General features: G+C 71.0%; 16 protein-coding genes, 1 tRNA gene and 1 pseudogene. 4 read left to right on the plus strand and 14 right to left on the minus strand.

Annotated features, from left to right (window positions below):
• Window positions 1-9: 9 nt before the first annotated feature.
• The 9 genes from QUE38_RS07960 to QUE38_RS07995 form a co-directional block, all read right to left on the minus strand.
• Complete coding sequence (locus QUE38_RS07960; RefSeq protein ID WP_286311386.1) at window positions 10-1707, minus strand: protein kinase domain-containing protein; 1698 nt, start codon at window positions 1705-1707, stop codon at window positions 10-12.
• Window positions 1704-3158, minus strand: a complete 1455-nt coding sequence (locus QUE38_RS07965; protein WP_286311388.1) for a peptidoglycan D,D-transpeptidase FtsI family protein — start codon at window positions 3156-3158, stop codon at window positions 1704-1706. Before QUE38_RS07965 ends, QUE38_RS07960 begins: the two co-directional genes overlap by 4 nt.
• Complete coding sequence (locus QUE38_RS07970) at window positions 3155-4501, minus strand: FtsW/RodA/SpoVE family cell cycle protein (protein ID WP_286311390.1); 1347 nt, start codon at window positions 4499-4501, stop codon at window positions 3155-3157. Before QUE38_RS07970 ends, QUE38_RS07965 begins: the two co-directional genes overlap by 4 nt.
• A 54-nt stretch (window positions 4502-4555) precedes the next feature.
• Window positions 4556-5227, minus strand: a complete 672-nt coding sequence (locus tag QUE38_RS17515; RefSeq protein WP_350227609.1) for a PP2C family protein-serine/threonine phosphatase — start codon at window positions 5225-5227, stop codon at window positions 4556-4558.
• The gene (locus QUE38_RS17520) at window positions 5125-5784 is read right to left on the minus strand and encodes a PP2C family protein-serine/threonine phosphatase (protein ID WP_350227610.1); all 660 of its coding nucleotides are present in this window, start codon (window positions 5782-5784) and stop codon (window positions 5125-5127) included. Before QUE38_RS17520 ends, QUE38_RS17515 begins: the two co-directional genes overlap by 103 nt.
• Before the next feature lie 4 nt (window positions 5785-5788).
• Entirely contained in the window at window positions 5789-6316 is a 528-nt protein-coding gene (locus QUE38_RS07980; protein WP_286311392.1) for an FHA domain-containing protein FhaB/FipA, read from the minus strand.
• Window positions 6313-7053 carry an FhaA domain-containing protein gene (locus tag QUE38_RS07985; RefSeq protein WP_286311394.1) on the minus strand — a complete coding sequence of 247 codons (741 nt, stop codon included), beginning with the start codon at window positions 7051-7053 and terminating at the stop codon, window positions 6313-6315. Before QUE38_RS07985 ends, QUE38_RS07980 begins: the two co-directional genes overlap by 4 nt.
• A 63-nt stretch (window positions 7054-7116) precedes the next feature.
• Window positions 7117-9627 carry a glycoside hydrolase family 65 protein gene (locus tag QUE38_RS07990; protein WP_286311396.1) on the minus strand — a complete coding sequence of 837 codons (2511 nt, stop codon included), beginning with the start codon at window positions 9625-9627 and terminating at the stop codon, window positions 7117-7119.
• Window positions 9624-10397, minus strand: coding sequence for an HAD family hydrolase (locus tag QUE38_RS07995; protein ID WP_286311398.1), 774 nt, complete (start codon window positions 10395-10397; stop codon window positions 9624-9626). Before QUE38_RS07995 ends, QUE38_RS07990 begins: the two co-directional genes overlap by 4 nt.
• Before the next feature lie 185 nt (window positions 10398-10582).
• Between QUE38_RS07995 and QUE38_RS08000 the strand changes: the two genes are divergently transcribed.
• Window positions 10583-10668, plus strand: a tRNA-Leu gene (locus QUE38_RS08000).
• 132 nt (window positions 10669-10800) lie between these two features.
• Here the strand turns inward: QUE38_RS08000 and QUE38_RS08005 are convergent.
• A complete protein-coding gene (locus QUE38_RS08005; protein WP_286311403.1) occupies window positions 10801-12189 on the minus strand; it encodes a hypothetical protein in 1389 nt (462 codons plus the stop codon).
• A gap of 118 nt (window positions 12190-12307) precedes the next feature.
• Here QUE38_RS08005 and QUE38_RS17525 point away from each other — a divergent pair.
• Window positions 12308-12436 (plus strand): annotated as a pseudogene (locus QUE38_RS17525) (TetR family transcriptional regulator); the annotation flags it as partial.
• A gap of 516 nt (window positions 12437-12952) precedes the next feature.
• Here the strand turns inward: QUE38_RS17525 and QUE38_RS08010 are convergent.
• From QUE38_RS08010 to QUE38_RS08020, 3 genes are all read right to left on the minus strand, one after another.
• Window positions 12953-16438 carry an alpha-L-rhamnosidase gene (locus tag QUE38_RS08010; protein WP_286311404.1) on the minus strand — a complete coding sequence of 1162 codons (3486 nt, stop codon included), beginning with the start codon at window positions 16436-16438 and terminating at the stop codon, window positions 12953-12955.
• Between the two features lie 393 nt (window positions 16439-16831).
• Window positions 16832-17524 carry a response regulator gene (locus tag QUE38_RS08015; protein WP_286311406.1) on the minus strand — a complete coding sequence of 231 codons (693 nt, stop codon included), beginning with the start codon at window positions 17522-17524 and terminating at the stop codon, window positions 16832-16834.
• Window positions 17521-18390 (minus strand): sensor histidine kinase, encoded by an 870-nt coding sequence (locus QUE38_RS08020; RefSeq protein WP_286311408.1) that lies wholly within the window; start codon window positions 18388-18390, stop codon window positions 17521-17523. The genes QUE38_RS08015 and QUE38_RS08020 overlap by 4 nt, the downstream gene beginning before the upstream one ends.
• A 441-nt stretch (window positions 18391-18831) precedes the next feature.
• On the opposite strand from QUE38_RS08020, the gene QUE38_RS08025 reads away from it, so the two are divergent.
• Window positions 18832-19224: a hypothetical protein gene (locus QUE38_RS08025; protein WP_286311411.1), complete on the plus strand. Its 393-nt coding sequence runs from the start codon at window positions 18832-18834 to the stop codon at window positions 19222-19224.
• Between the two features lie 529 nt (window positions 19225-19753).
• Here QUE38_RS08025 and QUE38_RS08030 read toward each other — a convergent pair.
• Complete coding sequence (locus QUE38_RS08030; RefSeq protein WP_286311412.1) at window positions 19754-20608, minus strand: hypothetical protein; 855 nt, start codon at window positions 20606-20608, stop codon at window positions 19754-19756.
• A gap of 239 nt (window positions 20609-20847) precedes the next feature.
• On the opposite strand from QUE38_RS08030, the gene QUE38_RS08035 reads away from it, so the two are divergent.
• Complete coding sequence (locus tag QUE38_RS08035; protein WP_286311413.1) at window positions 20848-21510, plus strand: DnaJ family domain-containing protein; 663 nt, start codon at window positions 20848-20850, stop codon at window positions 21508-21510.
• Window positions 21511-21519 lie beyond the last annotated feature (9 nt).

The following is a 21519-nucleotide window of genomic DNA, read 5'->3' on the forward strand; positions in this document are numbered from 1 at the left end:
CGCGTCCGATCAGGGGGCGGGCGTCGAGGTCGCGGCCTGCACCGTCACCTGCGCGGGCGGCGAGAACGGCGAGTCGAGCGGACCGCAGAAGTACCGGTACGTGACCTCGAAGTCGCTGGTGCCGGCCCGAACCGTGGCCGACGTGGTGCTCGCACCGACGACCGCGTTGTTCGGGATCGAGGCGTCGCCCGTGACCGCCACCTCGTAGCCGGTCAGCGTCTGGCCGGCGGGGCAGTTCTGCCCGGGCCAGCTGACCTGCACGTCCGTGTTCGGCGCGGTGGTGGCCGGGTTCACCGTCGGCGCGGACGACGGTGCCGACGGCGCGACCGGGTCGGCGTAGTAGGTGATCGTGATCTGCGCACCCTGCTCGACGGGACCGGTGGGGTTCACCGCGTAGACGGTGCCCGCGTCGGCCGGGTCGGTCGCCGCGTTGCCCTCGACCGCGTTGACCGACATGCCGAGTGCCTCGAGGCCCGCGCGGGCGTTGTCGACCGACAGGCCGAGGTAGTCGTCCTGGTTGATCTGCACCGTGGAGTCGGTGGGCGTCGGCGTGGGGGTGTCGGTGGTCGGCGGCGGCGAGCTCGGCGGTGCGCTGGTCGACGTGCTGGGCGGCGCCTGCGCCGAGCCGTTGTTCAGGGCGAGCGCGATGATCGTGCCGATGAGCACGATCGCGAGGATCGCGATGAGCACGATCAGCGGCCACGTCCACGGGCTGCGCTTCTTCTCCTCCTCGACCGGTTCCTCCTCGCCGTCGGTCGGCGTGCCGCCCGAGGCCATGAGCACGGTCGTCGCGGCGGTGTCGCCGCTGCGCGGCATCATCATCGTGGCTGCTGCGGCGGCGCCGGCGGCACCGAGGATGGCGGGCACCGACGCGGCGGCGCCCTGCACGTCGCCGCGACGCAGTGCGGTCGCTGCGCGCGAGAGGTGGGCGGCCGACTGTGGGCGGTCGGCCGGGTTCTTCGCGATGCATGCGTAGACGAGGTTGCGGACCGGCTCGGAGACCGTCGCGGGCAGGTCCGGCGGCGTCTCGTTGATCTGCGCCATGGCGATGGCCACCTGCGACTCGCCCGTGAACGGGCGGCGGCCGGCGAGGGCCTCGTAGGCGACGATGCCGAGCGAGTAGATGTCGGTGGTGGGCGACGCCGGGTGACCGGAGGCCTGCTCGGGCGAGAGGTACTGCACCGTGCCCATGACCTGGCCGGTCGCGGTGAGCGGCACCTGGTCGGCGATGCGGGCGATGCCGAAGTCGGTGATCTTGACGCGCCCGTCGGGCGTGATGAGGAGGTTGCCGGGCTTGATGTCGCGGTGCACGAGGCCGGCGGCGTGCGCAGCGTGCAGTGCCGATGCGGTCTGCGCGACGATGTCGAGCACCTTGTCGGTGGAGAGGACGTGCTCGCGCTCGAGAATCGTGGACAGCGCCTCGCCGGGCACGAGCTCCATCACGAGGAAGGCGCTGCCCTCCTCCTCGCCGTAGTCGAAGACGTTCGCGATGCCCTCGTGGTTGACGAGCGCCGCGTGCCGCGCCTCCGCGCGGAACCGCTCGAGGAATCCGGGATCGCCGAGGTACTCGTCCTTCAGGATCTTGATCGCGACCTGACGGCCGATCACGAGGTCGGTCGCCTGCCAGACCTCGCCCATGCCGCCGATGGCGATCCTGGACTGGAGTTCGTAGCGCCCACCAAAGGTGAGCCCAGCGCTCGGTCTCATTCGTTCAGCACCGCCTCTAGTACCTGCTTCGCGATGGGTGCGGCGATGAGGTTGCCGTACCCACTCTGTCCCAATCCCCCTCCGTCTTCTACCAGCACCGTGATCGCATACTGAGGGTTGTCAGCAGGGGCGAATCCGGTGAACCAGAGGGTGTACGGGTCGTCCGTGCCGTTCTGGGCTGTGCCCGTCTTCCCCGCCACGCTGACGCCGTCTATTCTTGCATTACTCGCCGCGCCGCTCTCGACGCCGGAGATCATGATGTCAGTAAGTTGGCGCGCGGTCTGCTGGCTGACCGCACGGCCGAGTTCCATCCGCTCGAACGACTCGAGCGGGCTCAGGTCGGGCGCGATGACCGCGTCGACGACGTTCGGCCGCATCACGATGCCGCCGTTCGCGATGCCCGCCGAGACCATGGCCATCTGCAGCGGCGTCGCACGCACCTCGTACTGGCCGAATGCGCTGAGCGCGGTCTGCGCGTCGTCGAGGCCGCGCGGGTAGACGCTCGCCTCCGACTCCATCGGGATGGCGTGGGTCACGTTGAACCCGAACTTCTCGGCCTGCTCGCGGATGGCGGTGTCGCCCAGCTCGATGCCGAGCTCCGCGAACGGGATGTTGCAGGAGAGCCGGATGGCGTCGGCGATCGTGACCTCGTCGCCGCCGCCGCAACGGCCGCCGCCGGCGTTGGTGACGACCGACGTCGACCCCGGCAGCGTGAACGATCCCGGGTTCGGAAGAGTGGACTCGGGCGTATACTCGCCCGACTCGAAGGCGGCCGCCGCGACCACCAGCTTGAAGACCGAGCCCGGCGGGTTCATGTCGCCGCCGATCGCGCGGTTGAACAGCGGGTCCTGCGGGTCGGCGAGCAGCGCGTCGAAGGTCTGCTGCACCTCCGCGCCGTTGTGCACGACCATCGAGTTCGGGTCGAACGACGGCTTCGAGACCATCGCGATGATCTTGCCGGTCGCGGGCTCGGTGACGATGACCGCGCCCTGCAGGTCGCCGAGCGCATCCCACGCGGCCTGCTGGGCGACCGGGTCGATCGTGACGTCGACGGATGCCCCCTGCGGGTCCTGCCCCGTGATCAGGCGGTTCACCGAGTCGAAGAACTGCGAGCTCGACTGCCCGCTCAGGAACTCGTTCATCGCGCGTTCGATGCCGGTGGCCTCGCCGTTGACCGGGATGTAGCCCGTCACCGGCGCGTAGAGCGGGCCCTCGGTGTAGACGCGCTGGAACTTGTAGTTGTCGCCCGACGGCTCCGAGTAGGCGATCGGCGCGCCGTCGACGAGGATCGGCCCGCGCTCGACCGAGTACGACTCGTACAGCGTGCGGGAGTTGCGCGGATCGGCGTTCAACGCGTCGGCCGCGAAGTACTGGATCACGGTCGTGGACACGAGCAGCGTGCCGACCATGAGCAGGGTCAGGATCGAGACCCGCTTGAGTTCCCGGTTCATCCGTCGATCACCAGCCTCGGATGGTTGCGCACCGTGTCGGAGAGCCGCAGCAGCAGCGCGACGATGATCCAGTTCGCCACGAGCGACGAACCGCCGGCCGCGAGGAACGGCGTGGTCAGGCCGGTGAGCGGGATCACCCGCGTCACGCCGCCGACCACGATGAAGACCTGGAGGGCGACGACGAACGCGAGGCCGACGCCGAGCAGCTTGCCGAAGTCGTCCTGCCCGGCGAAGCCGATGCGGAAGCCGCGCGCGACGAGCAGCGCGTACAGCATGAAGATGGCGAACAGGCCCGCGAGCCCCAGCTCCTCGCCGAGGCTGGCGATGATGTAGTCGCTCTGCGGCACGGGCGTGATGTCGGGCCGGCCCTGGCCGAGCCCGGTGCCGATGAGGCCGCCGTTGGCCAGCCCGAACAGGCCCTGCACGAGCTGGAAGCTGCCGCCGACCGAGTCGTAGATGTCCTGGTCGAACGCGTTCAGCCAGTTGTCGAAGCGCGCGTTGACGTAGCCGAGCGTCTGGCTCGCCACGATCGCGCCGGCGAAGAACAGGCCGAGGCCGAGGAGCACCCAGGACAGGCGGCTGGTGGCGACGTAGAGCATCACGAGGAAGAGGCCGAAGTACAGCAGTGCGGTACCGAGGTCGCGCTGGAAGACGATGACCGACATCGACAGCGCCCAGACCACGAGCAGCGGCCCGAGGTCGCGGGCGCGCGGGAACCGCATGCCGAGGAACTTCGTGCCCACCATCGAGAGGCTGTCGCGGTTGCGCACCAGGTACCCGGCGAAGAACACGGCCAGCGCGATCTTCGCGATCTCACCGGGCTGGAAGGTCGCGATGTCGCCGATGCCGATCCACACGCGGGCGCCGTTGATCTCGCGGCCGAGGCCGGGCACCAGCGGCAGCAGCAGGAGCAGCACCGCCACGAGGCCCGAGAGGTAGGTGTACTTGAACAGCACGCGGTGGTTGCGCACGATCAGGATGACCGCGATCGCGGCGACGATCGCGATGGCCGACCACGCGATCTGGCGCACCGCGGCGCTGTCCCACCCCGCGTCGCCGAATGCGATGTCGATGCGGTAGATCTCGGCGATGCCGATGCCGTTGAGCACCGTGGCGATCGGCAGCAGGAAGGGGTCGGCGTCGCGCGCCACGAAGCGCATGGCCACGTGCAGGCCGATCACGAGCACCGAGAGTCCGACGCCGAGCAGGATGAGCTGCGTGTCGACCGCGCCCAGCGCGCCCAGCTGCACGAGCACGATCGCGCCCGCGTTGATGCCGCACGCGACCAGCAGCAGCGCGAGCTCGATGTTCCGCAGTTTCTGCGGGAGGTGGATGCGTCGCACGCCCGACGTCGGCGGGCCGCCGGTCGGGGGACCGCTGCGGTGGTGCCTGCCCGGTTACTCAAGGGACTCCTCCAGCCGGTCGACGACGGCCTCGGCGTCCTGGAGCGAGCCGGTGCTGATGGTCTCCTCGACGCGCTGCTGGTCGTACAACCGCAGCTCCGCGACGTCGATGTCCGCCTCGCGGTACAGCTCGCTGAGCACGATCGGCCCGACGTTCTGCTGGATGCCCTGGTAGATGGCCACCCGACCGTTCGACTCGCCCACGAAGTAGCGCGTCTGCGTCCACTGGTAGGCGAGCACCGCGAGGCCGGCGACTGCGGCGACGATGAGCAGCACGCCGACCGTCCAGGTGACGATGCGGCGCCGGCGCCGGCGCGCGTCCTCCTCGATGATCTCGTCGTAGTACTCCGCCGAGTCCGGCTCGAAGTGCGTCTCCTGCACCGGGTGCACGCGGAACGGGGTGAGCAGGAGCGAGCGCTGGCGCGCCGGCTCGGGCGTGCCGAAGGCGGGCGGTGCGGCGGCCGAGCCGACGATCTGCGGCGGGGTCGAGGGCGCGGCGGGCTCGCCGATGTCGAGCACCACGACCGTGACGTTGTCGGGGGCGCCGCCGTCGAGCGACGCCTTCACGAGCCGGTCGGCGACGGGCTTCGCGCCGGCCTCCGAGAGGAGCGCCTTGCGGATGTCCTCGAACGACACGACGCCGGACAGGCCGTCGGAGCAGAGCATCCAGCGATCGCCCGGCCGGGTGTCGAGCGTGAGGGTGTCGATCTCGGGGAGGACTCGACGTCGCCGAGCACGCGCATCAGCACCGAGCGGCGCGGATGCACCATCGCCTCCTCCTCCGTGATGCGACCCGCGTCGACGAGTCGCTGCACGAAGGTGTGGTCGGTGGAGATCTGGCTGAGCTCGCCGCCGCGGAGCAGGTAGATGCGCGAGTCGCCGATGTGGGAGATGGCGACCTGGTCGCCGTGCAGCAGCACGGCGCTCACGGTCGTGCCCATGCCGGTGAGCTCCGAGTGCTCGGCGACGGTCTCGGCGAGGCGCTGGTTCGCGCCGATCAGGCTGTCGTGGAGCGCCGCCGACGCGTCCTGCACCGACGGGTAGAGCTGGTCGGCGTCGCGGATGTACCGGGTCGCGATCGCACTGGCGACGTCGCCGCCCGCGTGCCCGCCCATGCCGTCGGCGACGACGAACAGGTGGCGGCCCGCATAGCCGGAGTCCTGGTTGTTCGACCGGACCCTCCCGACGTGCGAGACCGCGGCACTGCCCTTGACCGTCGCCATAGGGCTACCGTCGCAGCTCGAACGTGGTCGCGCCCACCTTCACGGTGGCTCCGAGCGGCACCGCAGCGGGCACGGTCACGCGGGAGCCGTTCAGGAAGGTCCCGTTCGTGGAGTCGAGGTCCTGGATCATCCACTGGTTGCTCCAGAGCATGAGCCGGGCGTGGTGGTTCGAGGTGTAGTCGTCGCGGATGATGATCGACGAGTCGCTGGAGCGGCCGATCGTGATCTCGTCTCGGCCGAGCGGGAACTCGCTGCCCGCCTTCGCGCCCGAGGTGATGACGAGCCGGCCGGCGTTGTCGGTGGTCGCGATGTCGCCGGCTCCGGCGGCGGCCGCAGCGGCGGGCGGCCGGGGCGCCTCGGTGCCGCGCGGCGGGGTCGGGGGAGTCGACTGCCCCGTGGCATCCGCCGTCTGCATCTTGCGCACGCGCTGGCCGAACAGGTCGCTGCGCAGGGCCCACACGATGGAGAACACGAAGATCCACATCAGTGCGAGGAACGACAGCTGGAGGACCAGGAGGGTGAGTTCGCTCATTCAGCGGGCCCCCAGAACCCGTTCATGTCGTGGCGCCTGGTGGGAGGGGCCCCGCCGCCGCCCGTGGCCGGGGCGGCCTGGGCGAGCACGCGGAAGACGATGCGCGATCGACCGACCGTGATGACCGAGTCGGGCTCGAGGATCGCCTCGCGCACCGGGTCGCCGTTCAGCTGCGTGCCGTTGGTCGAGCCGAGGTCGCGCACGCGCGCGCGACGGCCGTCCCACTGCACCTCGACGTGCTTGCGGCTCGCGCCCGAGTCGTCGAGCGTGATGTCGGCCTCGCTGCCGCGGCCGATGACGGTGCGGCCCTTGATGATCGGATGCCGCCTGCCGCCGATGTCGAGCACGGGGGTCCAGGCGATGTCGCCCTTGACGTTGCTCGAGTCGACCTGCACCATGCCCTCCGACAGGCCCTCGTCGGGCTCGAGGGAGATCTGGATGCCGCCGGCGAACTGGAAGCCCTGGCTGGCCGCGTGCTGCTGCACCACGTCGGTGAGTTCGTCGACGAGTGCGGGGCCGAGCGTGGACATGCGCTGCAGGTCGGCACGCGACATCCGCACCCGGAAGGTGTTCGGCACGAGCACGCGGTCGCGCGACACGACTGCGGCCTTCGTGTCGAGCTCGCGCTTCAGGGCGGCCGTGATCTCGACCGGCTGCAGCCCCGAGCGGAAGGTCTTCGCGAATGCGCCGTTGACGGCGCGTTCGAGACCCTTCTCGAAGTTGTCCAGTAGGCCCACAGGTCTCCCGATCCGCTTGTTTCCTCAGTGCATGTTAGCCGCAGCGCCTGCGCGCGCCATTCGTCAGTCGAAGCCCGTTGTGGACTCGGACTCCTCGAGGTCGACCGCGATCATGGGCATGGACGCGGTGAGCAGCGTGCCGTCCGCGCGGCGTGCTCCCTCCACGTCGCGCATGTTCGGCATGCCGTAGTGGCGCGGGCCCTGGCCGTCGAGGGCGACCGTCACGGGTTCGCCGTCGCGCACCACCACCTGCTCGCCGCGCACCGAGAATTGCGCCTCGGTGCCGGCCTCGACCGTGAAGGTCATGGCGGTCGGCTCGAGCTCGACGCGCACGCGCGTCTCCCGGATGGTGAGGCGGAAGATCAGGCGATCCCAGTCGTCGGGCAGGCGCGGGTCGAACGTGAAGACGCCGTTGTGGTCGCGGAACCCGCCGAAGCCGTAGACGAGCGAGCTCCAGACGCCGCCGGTCGACGCGACGTGCACGCCGTCCTGGGCGTTGTGGTGCAGGTCGGCGAGGTCGACGAACAGCGCCGCGCGGAAGTACCGCATCGACAGCTCGTGGTACCCGACCTCCGACGCGATGATCGACTGCACCACCGCCGACAGCGTCGAGTCGCCCGTGGTCAGCGGGTCGTAGTACTCGAAGTTCGCCTGCTTCTCCTCCGTCGAGAACTGGTCGCCCTGGAGCAGCAGCGCGAGCACGACGTCGGCCTGCTTCAGCACCTGGAACCGGTAGATGACGAGCGGGTGGTAGTGCAGCAGCAGCGGGCGACGGCTCGCGGGCGTCGACTCGAGGTCCCACAGCTCCTTCTCGAGGAACGCGGAGTCCTGCGGGTGCACGCCGAGCTGCTCGTCGAACGGGATGAACATGTGGTCGGCCGCGCGCCGCCACTCGTCGGCCTCGTCGGGGTGCAGGTCGAGTCGGTCGACCGCGCGCGCGTAGGCCGCCGGGGCGCGCCGGCGCAGCTCGTCGACGGCGATGGCGGCCGCCTTCAGGTTCCCCTTGGCCATGACGTTCGTGTACAGGTTGTCGTTCACGACGGTCGTGTACTCGTCGGGCCCGGTGACGCCGTGGATGTGGAACACCTCGACCGAGTTCGAGCGCCAGAACCCGAGGTCCTCCCACATGCGCGCCGTCTCGACGAGCACGTCGATCGCGCCGCGGGCCACGAAGTCCTCGTCGCCGGTCGCCGCCACGTACTGCACGAGCGCATACGAGATGTCGGCGTCGATGTGGTACTGCGCCGTGCCCGCCGCGTAGTACGCGCTCGACTCGAGGCCGTTGATGGTGCGCCACGGGAAGAGCGCGCCGCGCTGGTTGAGCTCCGTGGCACGGGCGCGCGCCGGCTCCAGCATCCGCTGCCGGAATCGCAGCACGTTGCGCGCCGTGTTGGGTGCCGTATAGGAGAGGAACGGCATGACGTAGACCTCGGAGTCCCAGAAGTAGTGACCGCCGTAGCCCGACCCCGAGACGCCCTTCGCCGCGACGCCGCCGCCGTCGGTGCGGGCCGTGGCCTGGGCGAGCTGGAACAGGTTCCAGCGGGTCGCCTGCTGCAGGGTCGGATGCCCCGGGATCTCGACGTCCGTGTTCGTCCAGTAGTCGTCGAGCCAGGCCTCCTGCTGCCGCAGCAGTTCCTCGACGCCGACCTCTGCCGCCCGGTCGAGGGTGCGGTCGCACCGGTCGGCGAGCTCGCGCACGGGCACCGACGCGGCGGTGTGGTACGTGAACAGCTTGGTGATGCGGATCGGCTTCCCCTGCTCGGCGCGCATGCGGTAGACGTGCTTCGCGAGGTCGTCCTCGATCGTGGTCGTCTCGTCGAACGGGTTCTCGGTCTCGATGCGGTGCTCGGTGCCCGCGACCACCGTCATGCCCGAGTTCGTGCAGCGGTAACCGAGCAGGTAGCGGCCGTCGCGCTCGCGCTTCAAGCGGGGCTGCAGCACGCGCTCGGTGAACTGCTCGGCCTTGCGCGGGTCGAACGCCTCGACCGACTCCTGCACGCCCGAGCGGTACTCGTCGCGGCCGTCCTGCCGGTTCAGCATCTGGCTGGAGATGGTCACGGCGGCGTCCGCGTCGAGCAGTTCGACCTCGTACTCGATGACGCCGAGGTGGCGATCGGTGAACGACACCATGCGGCGGGAGCTGATCTGCACGCGCTTGCCCGACGGGGTGCGCCACTCGAGCGACCGGCTCAGCGTGCCGGTGCGGAAGTCGAGCCGCCGCTCGTAGCTCATGAGCTCGGCGTTGGTGAGCACGAGCGGCTCGTCGTCGACGTACAGCCGGATCGTCTTCGCGTCGGGGGCGTTCACGATGGTCTGCCCCACGCGGGCGAAGCCGAACGCCTCCTCCGCGTGCCGGATCGGCCAGGTCTCGTGGAAGCCGTTGATGAACGTGCCGTGCACGTGCCCGTCGCGACCCTCGTCGACGTTGCCGCGGAGGCCCAGGTAGCCGTTGCCCACGGCGAACATCGTCTCGGTCGTGCCGATGTCGTCGGCCGAGAACTCGGTCTCGACGAGGGCCCAGTCGTCGACGGGGAACCGGTTGCGGTTCAGCGGGTCGTGGTCGGCGAACCTCATGATCCGGCCTTTCGGTGGTGCTGGGGGAGCAGGGGGATGAGTTCGTCGAGCTCGAACACGACGAGGTCGGCGCCGAGCCGGCGCAGGTTCTCGTGGCCGGCGCCGCGGTCGACGCCCACGACGAGTCCGAAGTCGCCTGCGGCGCCCGCCTGCACGCCGGACTCGGCGTCCTCGACGACCACGCACGCGGTCGTCGGCAGGCCGAGCAGCTCGGCGCCGTACTCGTAGGTGTCGGGTGCCGGCTTGCCGGGGATGCCGTGCTCGGCGGCGACACCGCCGTGCACGACGACCTCGAAGCGGTCGGCGAGGCCCGCGGTCGCGAGCACCGAGGGGGCGTTCTTCGAGCTGGAGACGACCGCGACCTCGGCGTCGGTCGCCGCGACCGCGTCGAGGAACGCGACGCTGGCGGGGTACGCCTCCACGCCGTCCTCGGCGAGCGACTCGTTGAACGCGTCGTTCTTGCGGTTGCCCAGTCCGCACACGGTCTCGGCGGTCGGCGGGTCGTCGGGCGTGCCCTCGGGCAGCGTGATGCCGCGACTCGCGAGCAGGCTCCGCACGCCGTCGTAGCGCGGCTTGCCGTCGATGTAGGCGAAGTAGTCGGCGGTCTCGTACGGCTTCACGCCGCGCGACTCGAGGAACGGGGCGAACAACCGCGCCCACGCATGCATGTGCACCTCGGCCGTCGGCGTGAGCACGCCGTCGAGGTCGAAGAGCCAGCCGCGGATGCCCGTGAGATCGGGCCGAGCGATGGAGTCGTCCGTCGTCGCCACTGCAGATCCTCTCGATGGGGGTGGGGGTGCGAACGGCGTCGTTCCCTGTCCACTCGATGCTAGGGGGCGGATGCCGCGAGCGCATCGGTTTTCGCTCGGTGGGCGTCAGCGCCCCGAATGGCGTGGGGGCCGACGAAGTGTTAGTCTCTGTTGGCTGGTGCGCCATGTGTGCGTGCCGGTAGTGAGCGCAAGTGGCGGAATAGGCAGACGCGCACGGTTCAGGTCCGTGTGCCCGAGAGGGCGTGGGGGTTCAACTCCCCCTTGCGCACCAGATGAGAAGGCCCGGGGCGGATGCTCCGGGCCTTCGTCGTTCCCGCCCCGCGGAACCTCGAGTCGTCATGAAGTGCCGCTATCGCGTGGGCGATACCGACACTTCATGACGACTCGGCGGCAGGGGTGGGCGTCACCACTGGAAGAAGTAGAGGTGCTGCAGGGTGATCGCCAGTGCGAGCTGGATCGCCAGGGCCGGCCGCACCCAGGCGCGCGGCAGCAGGGCGGTGCCGACCAGCAGCCAGGGCACGAACGGCAGCCAGATGCGCTCGACCTCGGCCTTGCTCATCTGCGAGAGGTCGGCGATGAGCACGGTGGCGGCGGCGGCGAGGGTGAGCACCACGACGACCTCGACCGGGCGGCTCCAGGTGCGCCACGCGCGCACGCGCGCGGCGGCGAGGGCGACGGATGCTCCTGCCACGAGGCCCGCGCTGCAGGCGAGCGCGGCGAGGTCGCCCCAGATCCAGTACGACGCCGGGCGTCGGCTCGCGATGCCGTCCCAGTAGCGGTCGACGAGCACGGGGTACGCCTCCCACCATGCGAAGCCGGCGGCGGCGAAGATCAGCACGGGCATGAGTGCGGCGCCCGCCGCCCAGGGGAGCGGCTTCCAGTCGCGGCCGATCACGAGCACGGCGAGAGCGAGCAGGCCCATGAGCACGAGGCCGTACGAGAGCAGCACGCCGTAGCCGAGGAGGAGGCCCGCGCCGATCGCCCACGCGGCGGTGGCCGCGTGGCTCGCCGCCCGGGTCGCGTAGGCGAGCAGGCACAGACCCCACGCGGTGACCGCGGCGAAGAGTGCATCGCCCGAGACGCCCATCCAGATCGCCGACGGGCCGAGCACGAGGAACGGGGCGGCGCGGCGCGCGGCGACCTCGGCGCCGAAGCGGCGCATCGTGAGCATGACCGCGAGCGGGATCGTCGCGGCGAGTCCGAGCACGATCCAGCCGGCCGCCGCTCCCGAGCCGAGTCCGATGCGCACGAGGCCGACGAAGACGACCAGCGCGCCGGCGGGGTGGCCGGCGATGTGCACGGGCCAGTTGTCGGGATGGCTGCGGGGAATGCGCTCGATGAACTCCTCGAGGGTCGCCCCCAGGTCGGTCACCTCCCGCGCCGTGGGCAGGTACTCGATGTCGGCGTCGAGCACCGCGGCGATGCCGTCGAACCCGTCGACGAGCGCGAGCATCGCGAGCCACGCCGCTCCGCTGACGAACGCGGCGAGGAGCAGCCACCCCCAGCGCAGCCGCATCGCGAGCGGTGCCGCGCCGACGAGGGCGAGCACCGCGATCGCGATGGCCGGCGCGCTGCCCGGCCCGAACCGCGGATCCCAGAAGCCGTGCAGGGGCGGTCCGCCCTTGACCACGACGTCCCATCCGGTCCAGAGGGGAATGAGCACGGATGCCGCGACGAGCGCGGCGGCGGCCGCGATGCCCATCCAGGTGAGGCGGTGCGCGCGCCGGGCCGGGCCGACCAGGTCGTCCACCGGGGCATCCGCTCGCCTCGCCTCGGGCCCCGGAGTCGTCATGGCTCGACCCTACGGCCGGCGCGGCGCGGCGCGGGAGGGTCGTTCGGGTTTCGTCACATCCGTACTCGTGGCCGCCGCCGCGGTTCACGGAACGGTGCGTACCGTTACCATTCCCTGCATGGGTGAACGCGGTCCGTACGCCAAGGGCCTGGCGAAGCGCGAGGAGATCCTCGACGTCGCCATCGAGCTCTACGCGCGCACCGGGTACGACCGGCTGTCGGTGCGGGAGATCGCCCGCGAGGTCGGGCTGAGCCAGGCCGGGCTGCTGTACCACTTCGCCAACAAGGAGGAGTTGTTCCTCGAGGTGCTGCGGCGTCGAGACTCCGCCACCGCGGCGCCCGACGAGCGCGACCGGAGCCACTCCGCCGAACGACTCCGCCGCGTCGTGCGCGAGAATCCGTCCGATCCGAACCTCATGCGCCTGTTCGTGTCGATGTCGGCCGAGGCTGCGCAGACCGACAGCGAGACGCGCGGCTGGTTCACCGAACGGTACGCCCGGCTGCTCGGGCGCATCGCCGACGACATCCGCGAGCACCAGGAACGCGGCGAGATCCGCGACGACATCGACGCGGCCGACATCGCATCCTCCTCATCGCCGCGGCCGACGGCCTCCAGATCCAGTGGCTGCTCGACCCCGACAACGTCGACATGTCCGACCGGTTCGAGCGGCTCTGGGGCATGCTCTCCACCCCGTGACGACGCGTGGCCGCGGGTTCCCCCGCGGCCACGCGTGTCTAGCGTCGATCAGGTCATGCGACCCCGATCAGCGTTCGACCGGGATGCCTCCCTCCGCGCGGAGCAGCGCCTGCAGCTGCTCGGCGATCTCGGTGAGCTCCGCCTTGGCCTCGTCGGACGCCCGCTTCGCGTTCGCGTTCCCGATCTGGTTGAGGAAGGAGCGCAGCGCGCTGTCGGCCGCCTGGGCCTTGCCCTCGGCGGAGGCCTCGCGGGCCTTGCCGATGAACTTCACCAGGTTCTCCGCGAGCTGCTCCGACAGGTCGCCCGAGGCGAGCTGCGCCTCGACGGCCGCCTCGAGAGCCGCGTAGCCCTCGGCCGCTGCCACGAACGTGAACCGGCCGGCGCCCACGGAGTACACCGCGAACTCGCCGTCGATGCGCTCGAAGGTCGCACGGTTCGGGGTCAGCACGGCCTGGTCGCCGTCGGTCGGCACCCAGACCTCGGCCGTGGTGTTGGCGGGCACCTCGACGGTGAGGGTGAACGCCTCGTCCGTCGTGTCCCAACGGCTCGCGGCGAGGCCGCGCGGCGTCTCGAAGCTGCCCTCGACCCAGGTCAGGTCGCCGGCGGGCTGGGGCTTGAAGACCAGCTCGTCGTACGCGACCGAACCCGGTGCGCGGTCGATGCCGACGAGGCCCGTCTGGAACCACTCCACGATCTGCGCGAGGATCATGTGGTTCTTCGAGCTCCCACGGTTCCAGCGCTCGCCGATGGTGGTGAACCCGTCGGGGTTCGCCGTCGTCGACTCCATGAAGTAGCCGTAGCCCGGCTCGGTGTCGGTGTGGACCGCGTCGAAGAGCACCTCGCCGTTGCCCGAGTCCGTCAGCTGACGCACCACGGCGGCCAGGCCGATCGTGCCCGCGCTGAAGTGCGGGCCGTCGTCCGGCCCGAACGCCTTCACGTTCTCGACCAGCGCCTCGGTCACCGACTCGCGGTACTCGTCCGGCACGATGCCGGCGTCGAGCGCGATGGCCTGCGCCGTCTGCGTGGCACCCGACAGGTCGGACGGGTCCGACATGCCGTTCGACGTGTAGTAGCCGACATCCGTGTTCAGGAAGTTGGCGTTGAACGCCGCCTCGATGTCCTCGGCCAGCTGCGCGTACTCGACGGCGTCCTCCGGGTGACCCGTGAGCTCCGCCATCATGGCCATCTTGGTCATCATGACGTAGTAGCCCCAGGTGCCCGAGATCTTCCCGTCGGTCTGCTCGACCGACACCCAGTCGGAGAGTGCGGCGTCGACGACATGCTGCTCGTCGCCGGTGCCGACCTTCTCGCGGCGGATGTAGTCGACGAAGTCGACCATCCGGTCGTAGTACCGCGTCATCGTCTCGGTGTCGCCGTAGTACTCGTACAGGAAGGCCGGGACCAGGATGATGCCGTTGCCCCAGTTGATCTCGTCGCCGAAGCGCCCGGTGTAGCCCCAGTCGTGGACCGGGGTCTTGAGCGCGACGTTGCCGAACATCGAGGTGTCCGCGATGGACTGGCCCTCCACCAGGTGGTGCTCGGTGGTGCGCATGTAGGCGTCGAAGTCGAACAGGCGGTGGAAGCCGTCCATCGGCATGGTGTAGTCGGCCGGGTAGGACTGCTTCTCACGCCCGGGGCAGTCGGTGAACGTCGACATGACCTGGGTGGCCATCGAGTAGTACACCATCTTGTCGATGCGGTTGATCCGCTCGCTCGACGAGTCGAACGATCCGACGTCGGGCGTGCCCGCCTGGAGGCGCACCGCGGTCACGATGTCCTCGTCGGGCGTGAAGTCCTCCGGGAGGCCCTCGATCTGCACCCACTGCTGCCCGAAGTAGTTGAACTTCGGCGCGTGCTGCTCGCCACCGTCGAGACCGGCGGTGATGTAGCTGTTGAAGATGTCACGACCACGGCCGCCGACACCCAACGAGCCCTGGTTGACGGTGCCGTCCTCGTTGAGGCTCTCCGCGGGCTTGACCTTGACGATCGTGCCCTCCGGGAGCTCCGGCAGGTTCAGCTCGGGCCATCCGGCGTGGTTCTGTCCGAAGTCGAACACCCAGGTTCCCGGTGCCGGGTTGGTGATCTCCTGCGGGGTGAACCGCTCGGCCTCGTAGATGCCCTCGCCGGCACGCGCGACGAGCTTCGTCGCGAGGTTCGGCGGCGGCGCGATGCCGGCCGACGCCCAGTTCACGTTCGCACCGTTACGACGCGTCGCCGCGTCGGTCAGGTCGGCGCCCGGCTCGTTCCAGCCCGGCTGCACGCGACGTGCGTCGAAGTCCTCGCCGGCGAACCAGGCGTCGGTCACGAGCGCACCGGATGCGGCTCGCCAGTCGCGGTCCGTCACGATGACGTCGCTCGTGCCATCCGTGTACGACACCTCGATGCGGCCGATCAGTCGCGGCGTCACCGCCGCACCGGCACTGGGGTCGGATGCCGCGATGTTGTTGCCCGAGGCCGTCACGAGCGCGCCGGTGTCGTGCGCCGCGTCGAGCCCGGGCTCGAACGAGATGCCGGTGCCGTCCGCTCCCGCGGTGCCGATCTCCGTGATCACGCGCGACTCGAGGCGGTCGCCGCCGTCGCCGGTGTCGATGTTGATCGTGCCGCCGACGTGGTAGTTGGACACGCTGTTCAGGAGCACGGTGGTGGCGCCTGCCTCGACGCCGGCCACGAGCTCGCCGCTGCCCTTGATCTGGCTCTGCCACCAGGCGTAGGGCGAGGTGCGGCCGACCTCCTCGTTGTGGATCGAGCGCCGGACGTAGGCGGTGCCGTTGCCCAGCTCGACGCCGACGGCGTTCGCGCCGGTCTCGAGTTCCGAGGTGATGTCGTACGCGCGGTACTCGGTCGACAACTGGTAGTTCGTGTTGCCGGGGGCCATGTGCTCGTCGGTGACGGGCTCGCCGTTGACCGTCGCGTAGTGCATGCCCGCGCCGGAGAGGTAGAACACGGCCTGTGCGACGTCCTTGCCCTCATCGAGCTCGAACTGCCGCGCGAAGATCGGGAGCGGGTCCTCGGGAGCGCGCCCGGCCTGCTCGATCCAGCGGGCGGCACCCCAGTCGGACTGCTCGAGGAGCCCGATCTGGAAGGTCGACGGGTCGCTCCACTCGGAGGGGTTGCCGAAGGCGTCCCAGACCCGCACGCGCCAGGCGACCGTGTCGCGGGACTCGAGCGACTCGGGCGCGCCGTAGAACTGACGCTGGTCGTCGGAGACGACCTTGTCGGAGTCCCAGAGCAGGTCGCCGGCTTCGAGGCCCGCCACGGAGTGGGCCGCCTGCACCTGGTAGGCGGTCTGGGTGTCGAGTGCGCAGCCGCCCGACACCGAACCGTCGAAGCAGGGATTGCCGGCCTCGTCCTCGGCCGTCATCTTCCAGCTGAAGGTCGGTCGCGGGCTGCCGAGGTCGATCGGCTGGTCCGACCGGCCGTCGACGCTCAGGCCCTCGACCGAGACGGGGAACTTGGACGGGCCTTCCGCGGCGACCGCGGCGACGGCGCCCAGCGGGGCGCAGAGCCCGACGACCGCGGCCGCGACGAGCGACGCCTTCATCGACTTCCTCATCGCTCGATCACCGCCCCGCAGCTTCGCCGTTCGGCTGTTCGTGCACACGCGGTGCGTGTGGCGGCGAGTGGTGGCAGGAACATGTCTGGCACTCCTTCGTGGCGGACGGATGAGGGTGGTTGAACACCGACTGAATGGATTCAAGTGCGGCAGGCGCCACGCTGTCACAGAAGCCGGGGGCGTCAATACCTGTTAATGAGTGGAATTGAAATTCCATGAAACGCATGCGTCGCAGTCGCGGCGAGTGAGCGATGTCGTGGTTGGACCGATGGGAGGCGAGGCCCTCGCACGGCGCACGCAGTCGCGCCGCGGGCCTGAACGCGTTCACCCGGGCCTGAACGCGTTCATGAGATCGCTCCCACCCGCACGCCGCCGCGGATGACGCTCGGCGTGTCAGGCGCCCCGGCCGAGGCCGGCCTCGCGGGCGGCGACGATCGCCTGGGCGCGGTCGGATACGCGCAGCTTGGCGAAGATGTTCGAGATGTGGTTGCTCACGGTCTTCGTCGAGACCTGCAGCCGATGGGCGATGCCGGCGTTGTCGCGGCCCTCGGCGATGAGGTCGAGCACCTCCCGCTCGCGGTCGGTGAGCTCGGGGAACGCCGTGACGGTCGGCCCCGTGGCATCCGCGTGCCGGAAGAAGGCGGTGAGCTGCTGCGCGACCGCCGGCCCGAAGAGCGCCTCGCCGCGGGCGGCGGCCCGCACCGTGCGGAGGACGTCGCCGGTGTCGGCGCCCTTGAGCACGTAGCCCCGCGCGCCCGCGCACATGGCGGCGAACAGCGAGTCGTCGTCCTCGAGCATGGTGAGCATCACGACCGCCGTGTCGGCGTGGTCGGCGGTGATGCGCCGGGTCGCCTCGATGCCGTTCATGTCGGGCATCATGATGTCCATCAGCACCACGTCGGGGTGCAGCTCCTCGACCCGCGCGATCGCCTCGGCGCCGGTCTCCGCGCTGCCGACGACCTCCGTGTCGTCGGCGCGGCCGATGAGCGCGGTCAGTCCCTCGCGGAAGAGGCGGTGGTCGTCGACGACGAGCACGCGCACGGCGGGCGATGCGCTCAGCGGGGCATCCGTTCGCGAATCGGTCATGCGGTCGCTCCGGGTGCGGTGCGCGCCGACTCGGGCTCGGCGGGTACGACACGGGCGGATGCCACGGGCGCACCGCGCACCGGTAGGACGGCGACGACCTCGACGCCGGGGCCGTCGCGCAGCTCGAAGCTGCCGCCGAGCTCCTCGGCGCGCTCGCGCATGGTGCGCAGGCCGAGGCCCGGCTCGCCGCCCGACGGTTCGCCGGCGGCAAGGCCCCTGCCGTCGTCGACCACCGCGAGTACCAGCTCGTCCCCGCCGGCCGCGAGCGTGACCGTGCATTGCGTCGCGTGCGCGTGCCGGATGGCGTTCGTGATCGCCTCGCGGGCGATGTGGTAGCCGGCGACCTCGACGGCGGCGGGCACCGGCGGCAGGGGATCGGGGGTCGCCGTGACGCGCACCCGGATGCGACCCGAGCCGTCGAGCTGTGCCGCATGGGCACGGAGCGCACCGGCCAGGCCGAGCTCGTCGAGTGTGGGCGGGCGCAGCGCATGCACGAGGCGGCGCACGTCGGCGACCAGCTCGCGGTTGTGCGCCTTGAGCGCTGCGACGACCTCGGCCGCACCCTCGGGATCGCTGCCGACGCGGTCGAGGATCTCGTCGAGCTGGAACGTCTGCGCCGCGAGCGACGGGCCGAGGCCGTCGTGGAGGTCGCGGCGGATGCGGCGGCGCTCCTCCTCGCGGGCGAGCACGAGCCGTTCGCGCGACGCGCGCAGGTCGGCCGTGAGTCGCACGGTGCGGGCGACGGATGCCGCGGGGCCGGCGACGTCCGCGAGCAGCGCGAGGTCTCCATCGGAGAGTGGTTCGCGTGCCGACCGCGGTGCCGCGAGCAGCCGGCCGACGAGCTCGCCCCGGTCGCGCAGGGGCACGGACGCGCCCGTGCCGGGCCGAGGGGAGTGCCGTGCGCGGCCTGCACCGACCAGGCGCCGTCGTGCTCGAGTTCGATCGCGACTCCCGGCAGCTTGAGCGACTCCGCGACCGTGTCGACGAGGGTCTGCAGCGTCTCCTCGGGTGTGCCCGCCTCCGAGAGCAGGCGGCCGAGCTCGGCCATCACGGCGTACGGGTCGTCCCGGCGGCCGAACATCACCCGGTTGACCGCGCGCTGGAGGGCGTCGCGCAGCGGGGCCACGCCGATCGCGACGAGCACGGTCGCGGCGAGGGCGAGCGTCGGTTGCTCGAGCGGCACGAGTGCGCCGACGCCGACGACCAGCACGACGTAGACCGCGGTGATCGCGAGCGTGAGCGTGCCGTAGACCACGGTGCGGTTGACGACGAGGTCGATCGCGTGCAGGCGGAAGCGCAGCACCGCGATGCCCCACGCGACGGCGAGGCCGACCAGCGCGACCGCGCCGACGACGTCGAGCGCCGGGGCGATGCCGAGGTCGACGCCGAAGACGTTGAACGCCACCGAGTCGAGCACCTCGTTGGCGAACACGGCGAGCAGCACGAGCGCGAACGCGAACACCACCCAGGCGAGCTGCTGCCGGGTCTCACGGCGGTCGGCGCGGCGCCAGCGGGCGACCAGGCTGCCGAACGACACGACGACGGTCGCGGCGACCAGCAGCAGCCAGGGGAGCCCGATCGTGATCTCGATGACCTCGGCCGGGAGCACGATGACCCCGAGCGGGTTGGCCGGCGGATCGACGAGCGCGAACATGAGGTTCTCGCTCGGACGCGCGACGAACGCGAACCAGGCGATGTAAGCGAGCCAGCCGACCGCCACGGCCGCGACGGCGCGGCCCCAGCCGGGCGAGGGCGCCGTGCCGTCGGGGAAGAGGGACGGCAGCAGCAGGCCGCCGAGCAGGAACGTGATCGGGAAGAGATCCTGCACCCACACGGCCGCAGCCGCGAACGGCAGGTCGCCGGGCACCGCGAGGAGCGCGTAGTACCCGGCCGCGGTCACGACGGTGGCGCTCGCGCCGTACGCGAGCATGAGCCACCCGTATCGGATGGGGCCACCTCGGAGTACGACGAGCACCCCGACGGTCGCCAGCGTGAGGGCGAACAGCGACCCGGCGGCATCCGTCAGCGCGAACTGACCCTGGAGCAGGCTGTCGGGACCCGCCATCGCGAACAGGACCCACGCGGTCAGCCAGGCCGCGACGGCCAGCAGCCACACCGCGGCAGCGGCGACGGTGGCGGGCGTCGAACCCCGGCGCAGCGCGGAACCCGGCTGCGTCATCGAGCTCGTCTCGGCCACCGTCGCCTCCGGCGATTGGACTGCTGCTGCCATTATGCCGTTGCGCGTTCGTGCGCGGTGCGGCGCACGACCAGGACCGCGAAACCCGCCGCCCACGCGATGGCGAGCACGGCCCAGACGGTGCCGAGGCCCGATGCGGCGCCCGCGAAGGCGAGCGAGTGCGCCGCGAAGAGCGCGGTGCCGCCGACGGCGATCCACGCCGGGAGCTTCCAGCCGTCGGCGCGCGAGGCGCCGATGACCGCGGCTGCGATGAGCGTGATGCCCATGAGCGCGGCGGTCGCCCAGTGCTCGGGCAGGACGTGCGGGTCGCCGGCGGATGCCGTGAGCTGGCGCACCGAGTTCACGACCGCGTAGACGGCCCACGGCACGCCCGCGACGACGGCGCCGATCGCCATCGACCCGTCGAACCCGGTCGGCCCCAGCAGGTCGCGCGCCCTGGGGTGGAACACGGCGAGCAGCGCGATCGGCACGACCAGCAGGCCCTCCTCGACGACCCACTCGGTGAGCGTGCCCGAGAAGGCGTAGACGACGGCCGAGCCGAGGGCGATCGCGATGAGCAACTGCATCGAACCGACGCGCCGCTCGGGCCGGCGCCACTGCGCGAAGGCCGGGAGCACCGCCGCCCACGACATCACGCCGATGGCCATGTAGTGAGATCGGTGCGCCTCGAACGCGGCGACGTCGTCGGGGGTCGCGTCGGGATCCTCCTCGCCGACCACGCCGGCGATCACCTCCGGCGGCAGCCACATGAGTGCGACCTCCATGAGGCCGAAGACGTTGCGGGCCAGGAGCCAGAGCGGCACCAGGATCACGAGCACCAGGAACGTGATGCGCCGTGGCCTCGACTGCTGCGGCGCGGGGCGTGTTGCGGGGCTCTGCGTGTGCATGATGCACGTCCTCTCGTCGGTGTGGTGCGAACGTACGGCCGCGGTGTTCCCGGGCGCATGGGTGCGCGCTCCCAGCGAGCCGGGATTCCCGCGGAGCGCACCCGGATGCGGAGACCGCGGGCGACATGCCGCGCGTCGGGAGCGGCACGCCGGGCGGGGGCGGAGATCTCCGCACTCGGGCGCACAGCGGGGTTCGGTATCGTCGCGGGCACGGCCGAGGGAGCGGATCGGGGGTCGGGATGGTCGGGGACGCACGACGTGACGCGTGGCGCTACCGGGTCGATCGGGCAGCCGAGGAGTTCCTGCGCGAGCGCGACGGCGCCGGCGTCGAGGAGCAGGGCGGGTCGGATGCCACAGGGCCGACCGCCGACTCGAGCGCCGCGCGTGCATCCGACGAGTCCGCGCGCGTGCCGACGGCGACCGAGCGAGCGGCCTACGTCGAGACCGCGATCCAGCAGGCGATGCGGCGCGGCGAGTTCGACGACCTGCCCGGTTCGGGCAAGCCGCTCGAGGGGCTCGACGGACGGCACGACCCCGACTGGTGGATCCGGCGGAAGATCGAGCGCGAGCAGCTCGGTGGCCTCGGGCCGCCCGCGCTCACCTTGCGTGTGGAGGACGAGCAGCTCGTCGACCGTCTCGACGGCATGCAGCGGGAGCACGCCGTGCGCGAGGCGCTCGAGGACTTCAACCGGCGCGTGATCGAGGCCCGGCGGCAGCTGCTCGGTGGGCCGCCGGTGGTGACCCCGACCCGCGACGTCGACGCGGAGGTGGCGGCGTGGCGCGCGCGGCGTGAGGAGCGTCGGCGCGCGGTCGAGGCGGCCGAGCAGGCACGGCGCGCGGAAGAGGCCGAGGAACGTCGACGTTCGGCGATGTTCCGGAGGTGGCTGCGGCCGAGGGACTGACGGTCGCCG

Source organism: Agromyces mangrovi (assembly GCF_030296695.1).
Taxonomy (GTDB): Bacteria; Actinomycetota; Actinomycetes; order Actinomycetales; family Microbacteriaceae; genus Agromyces; species Agromyces mangrovi.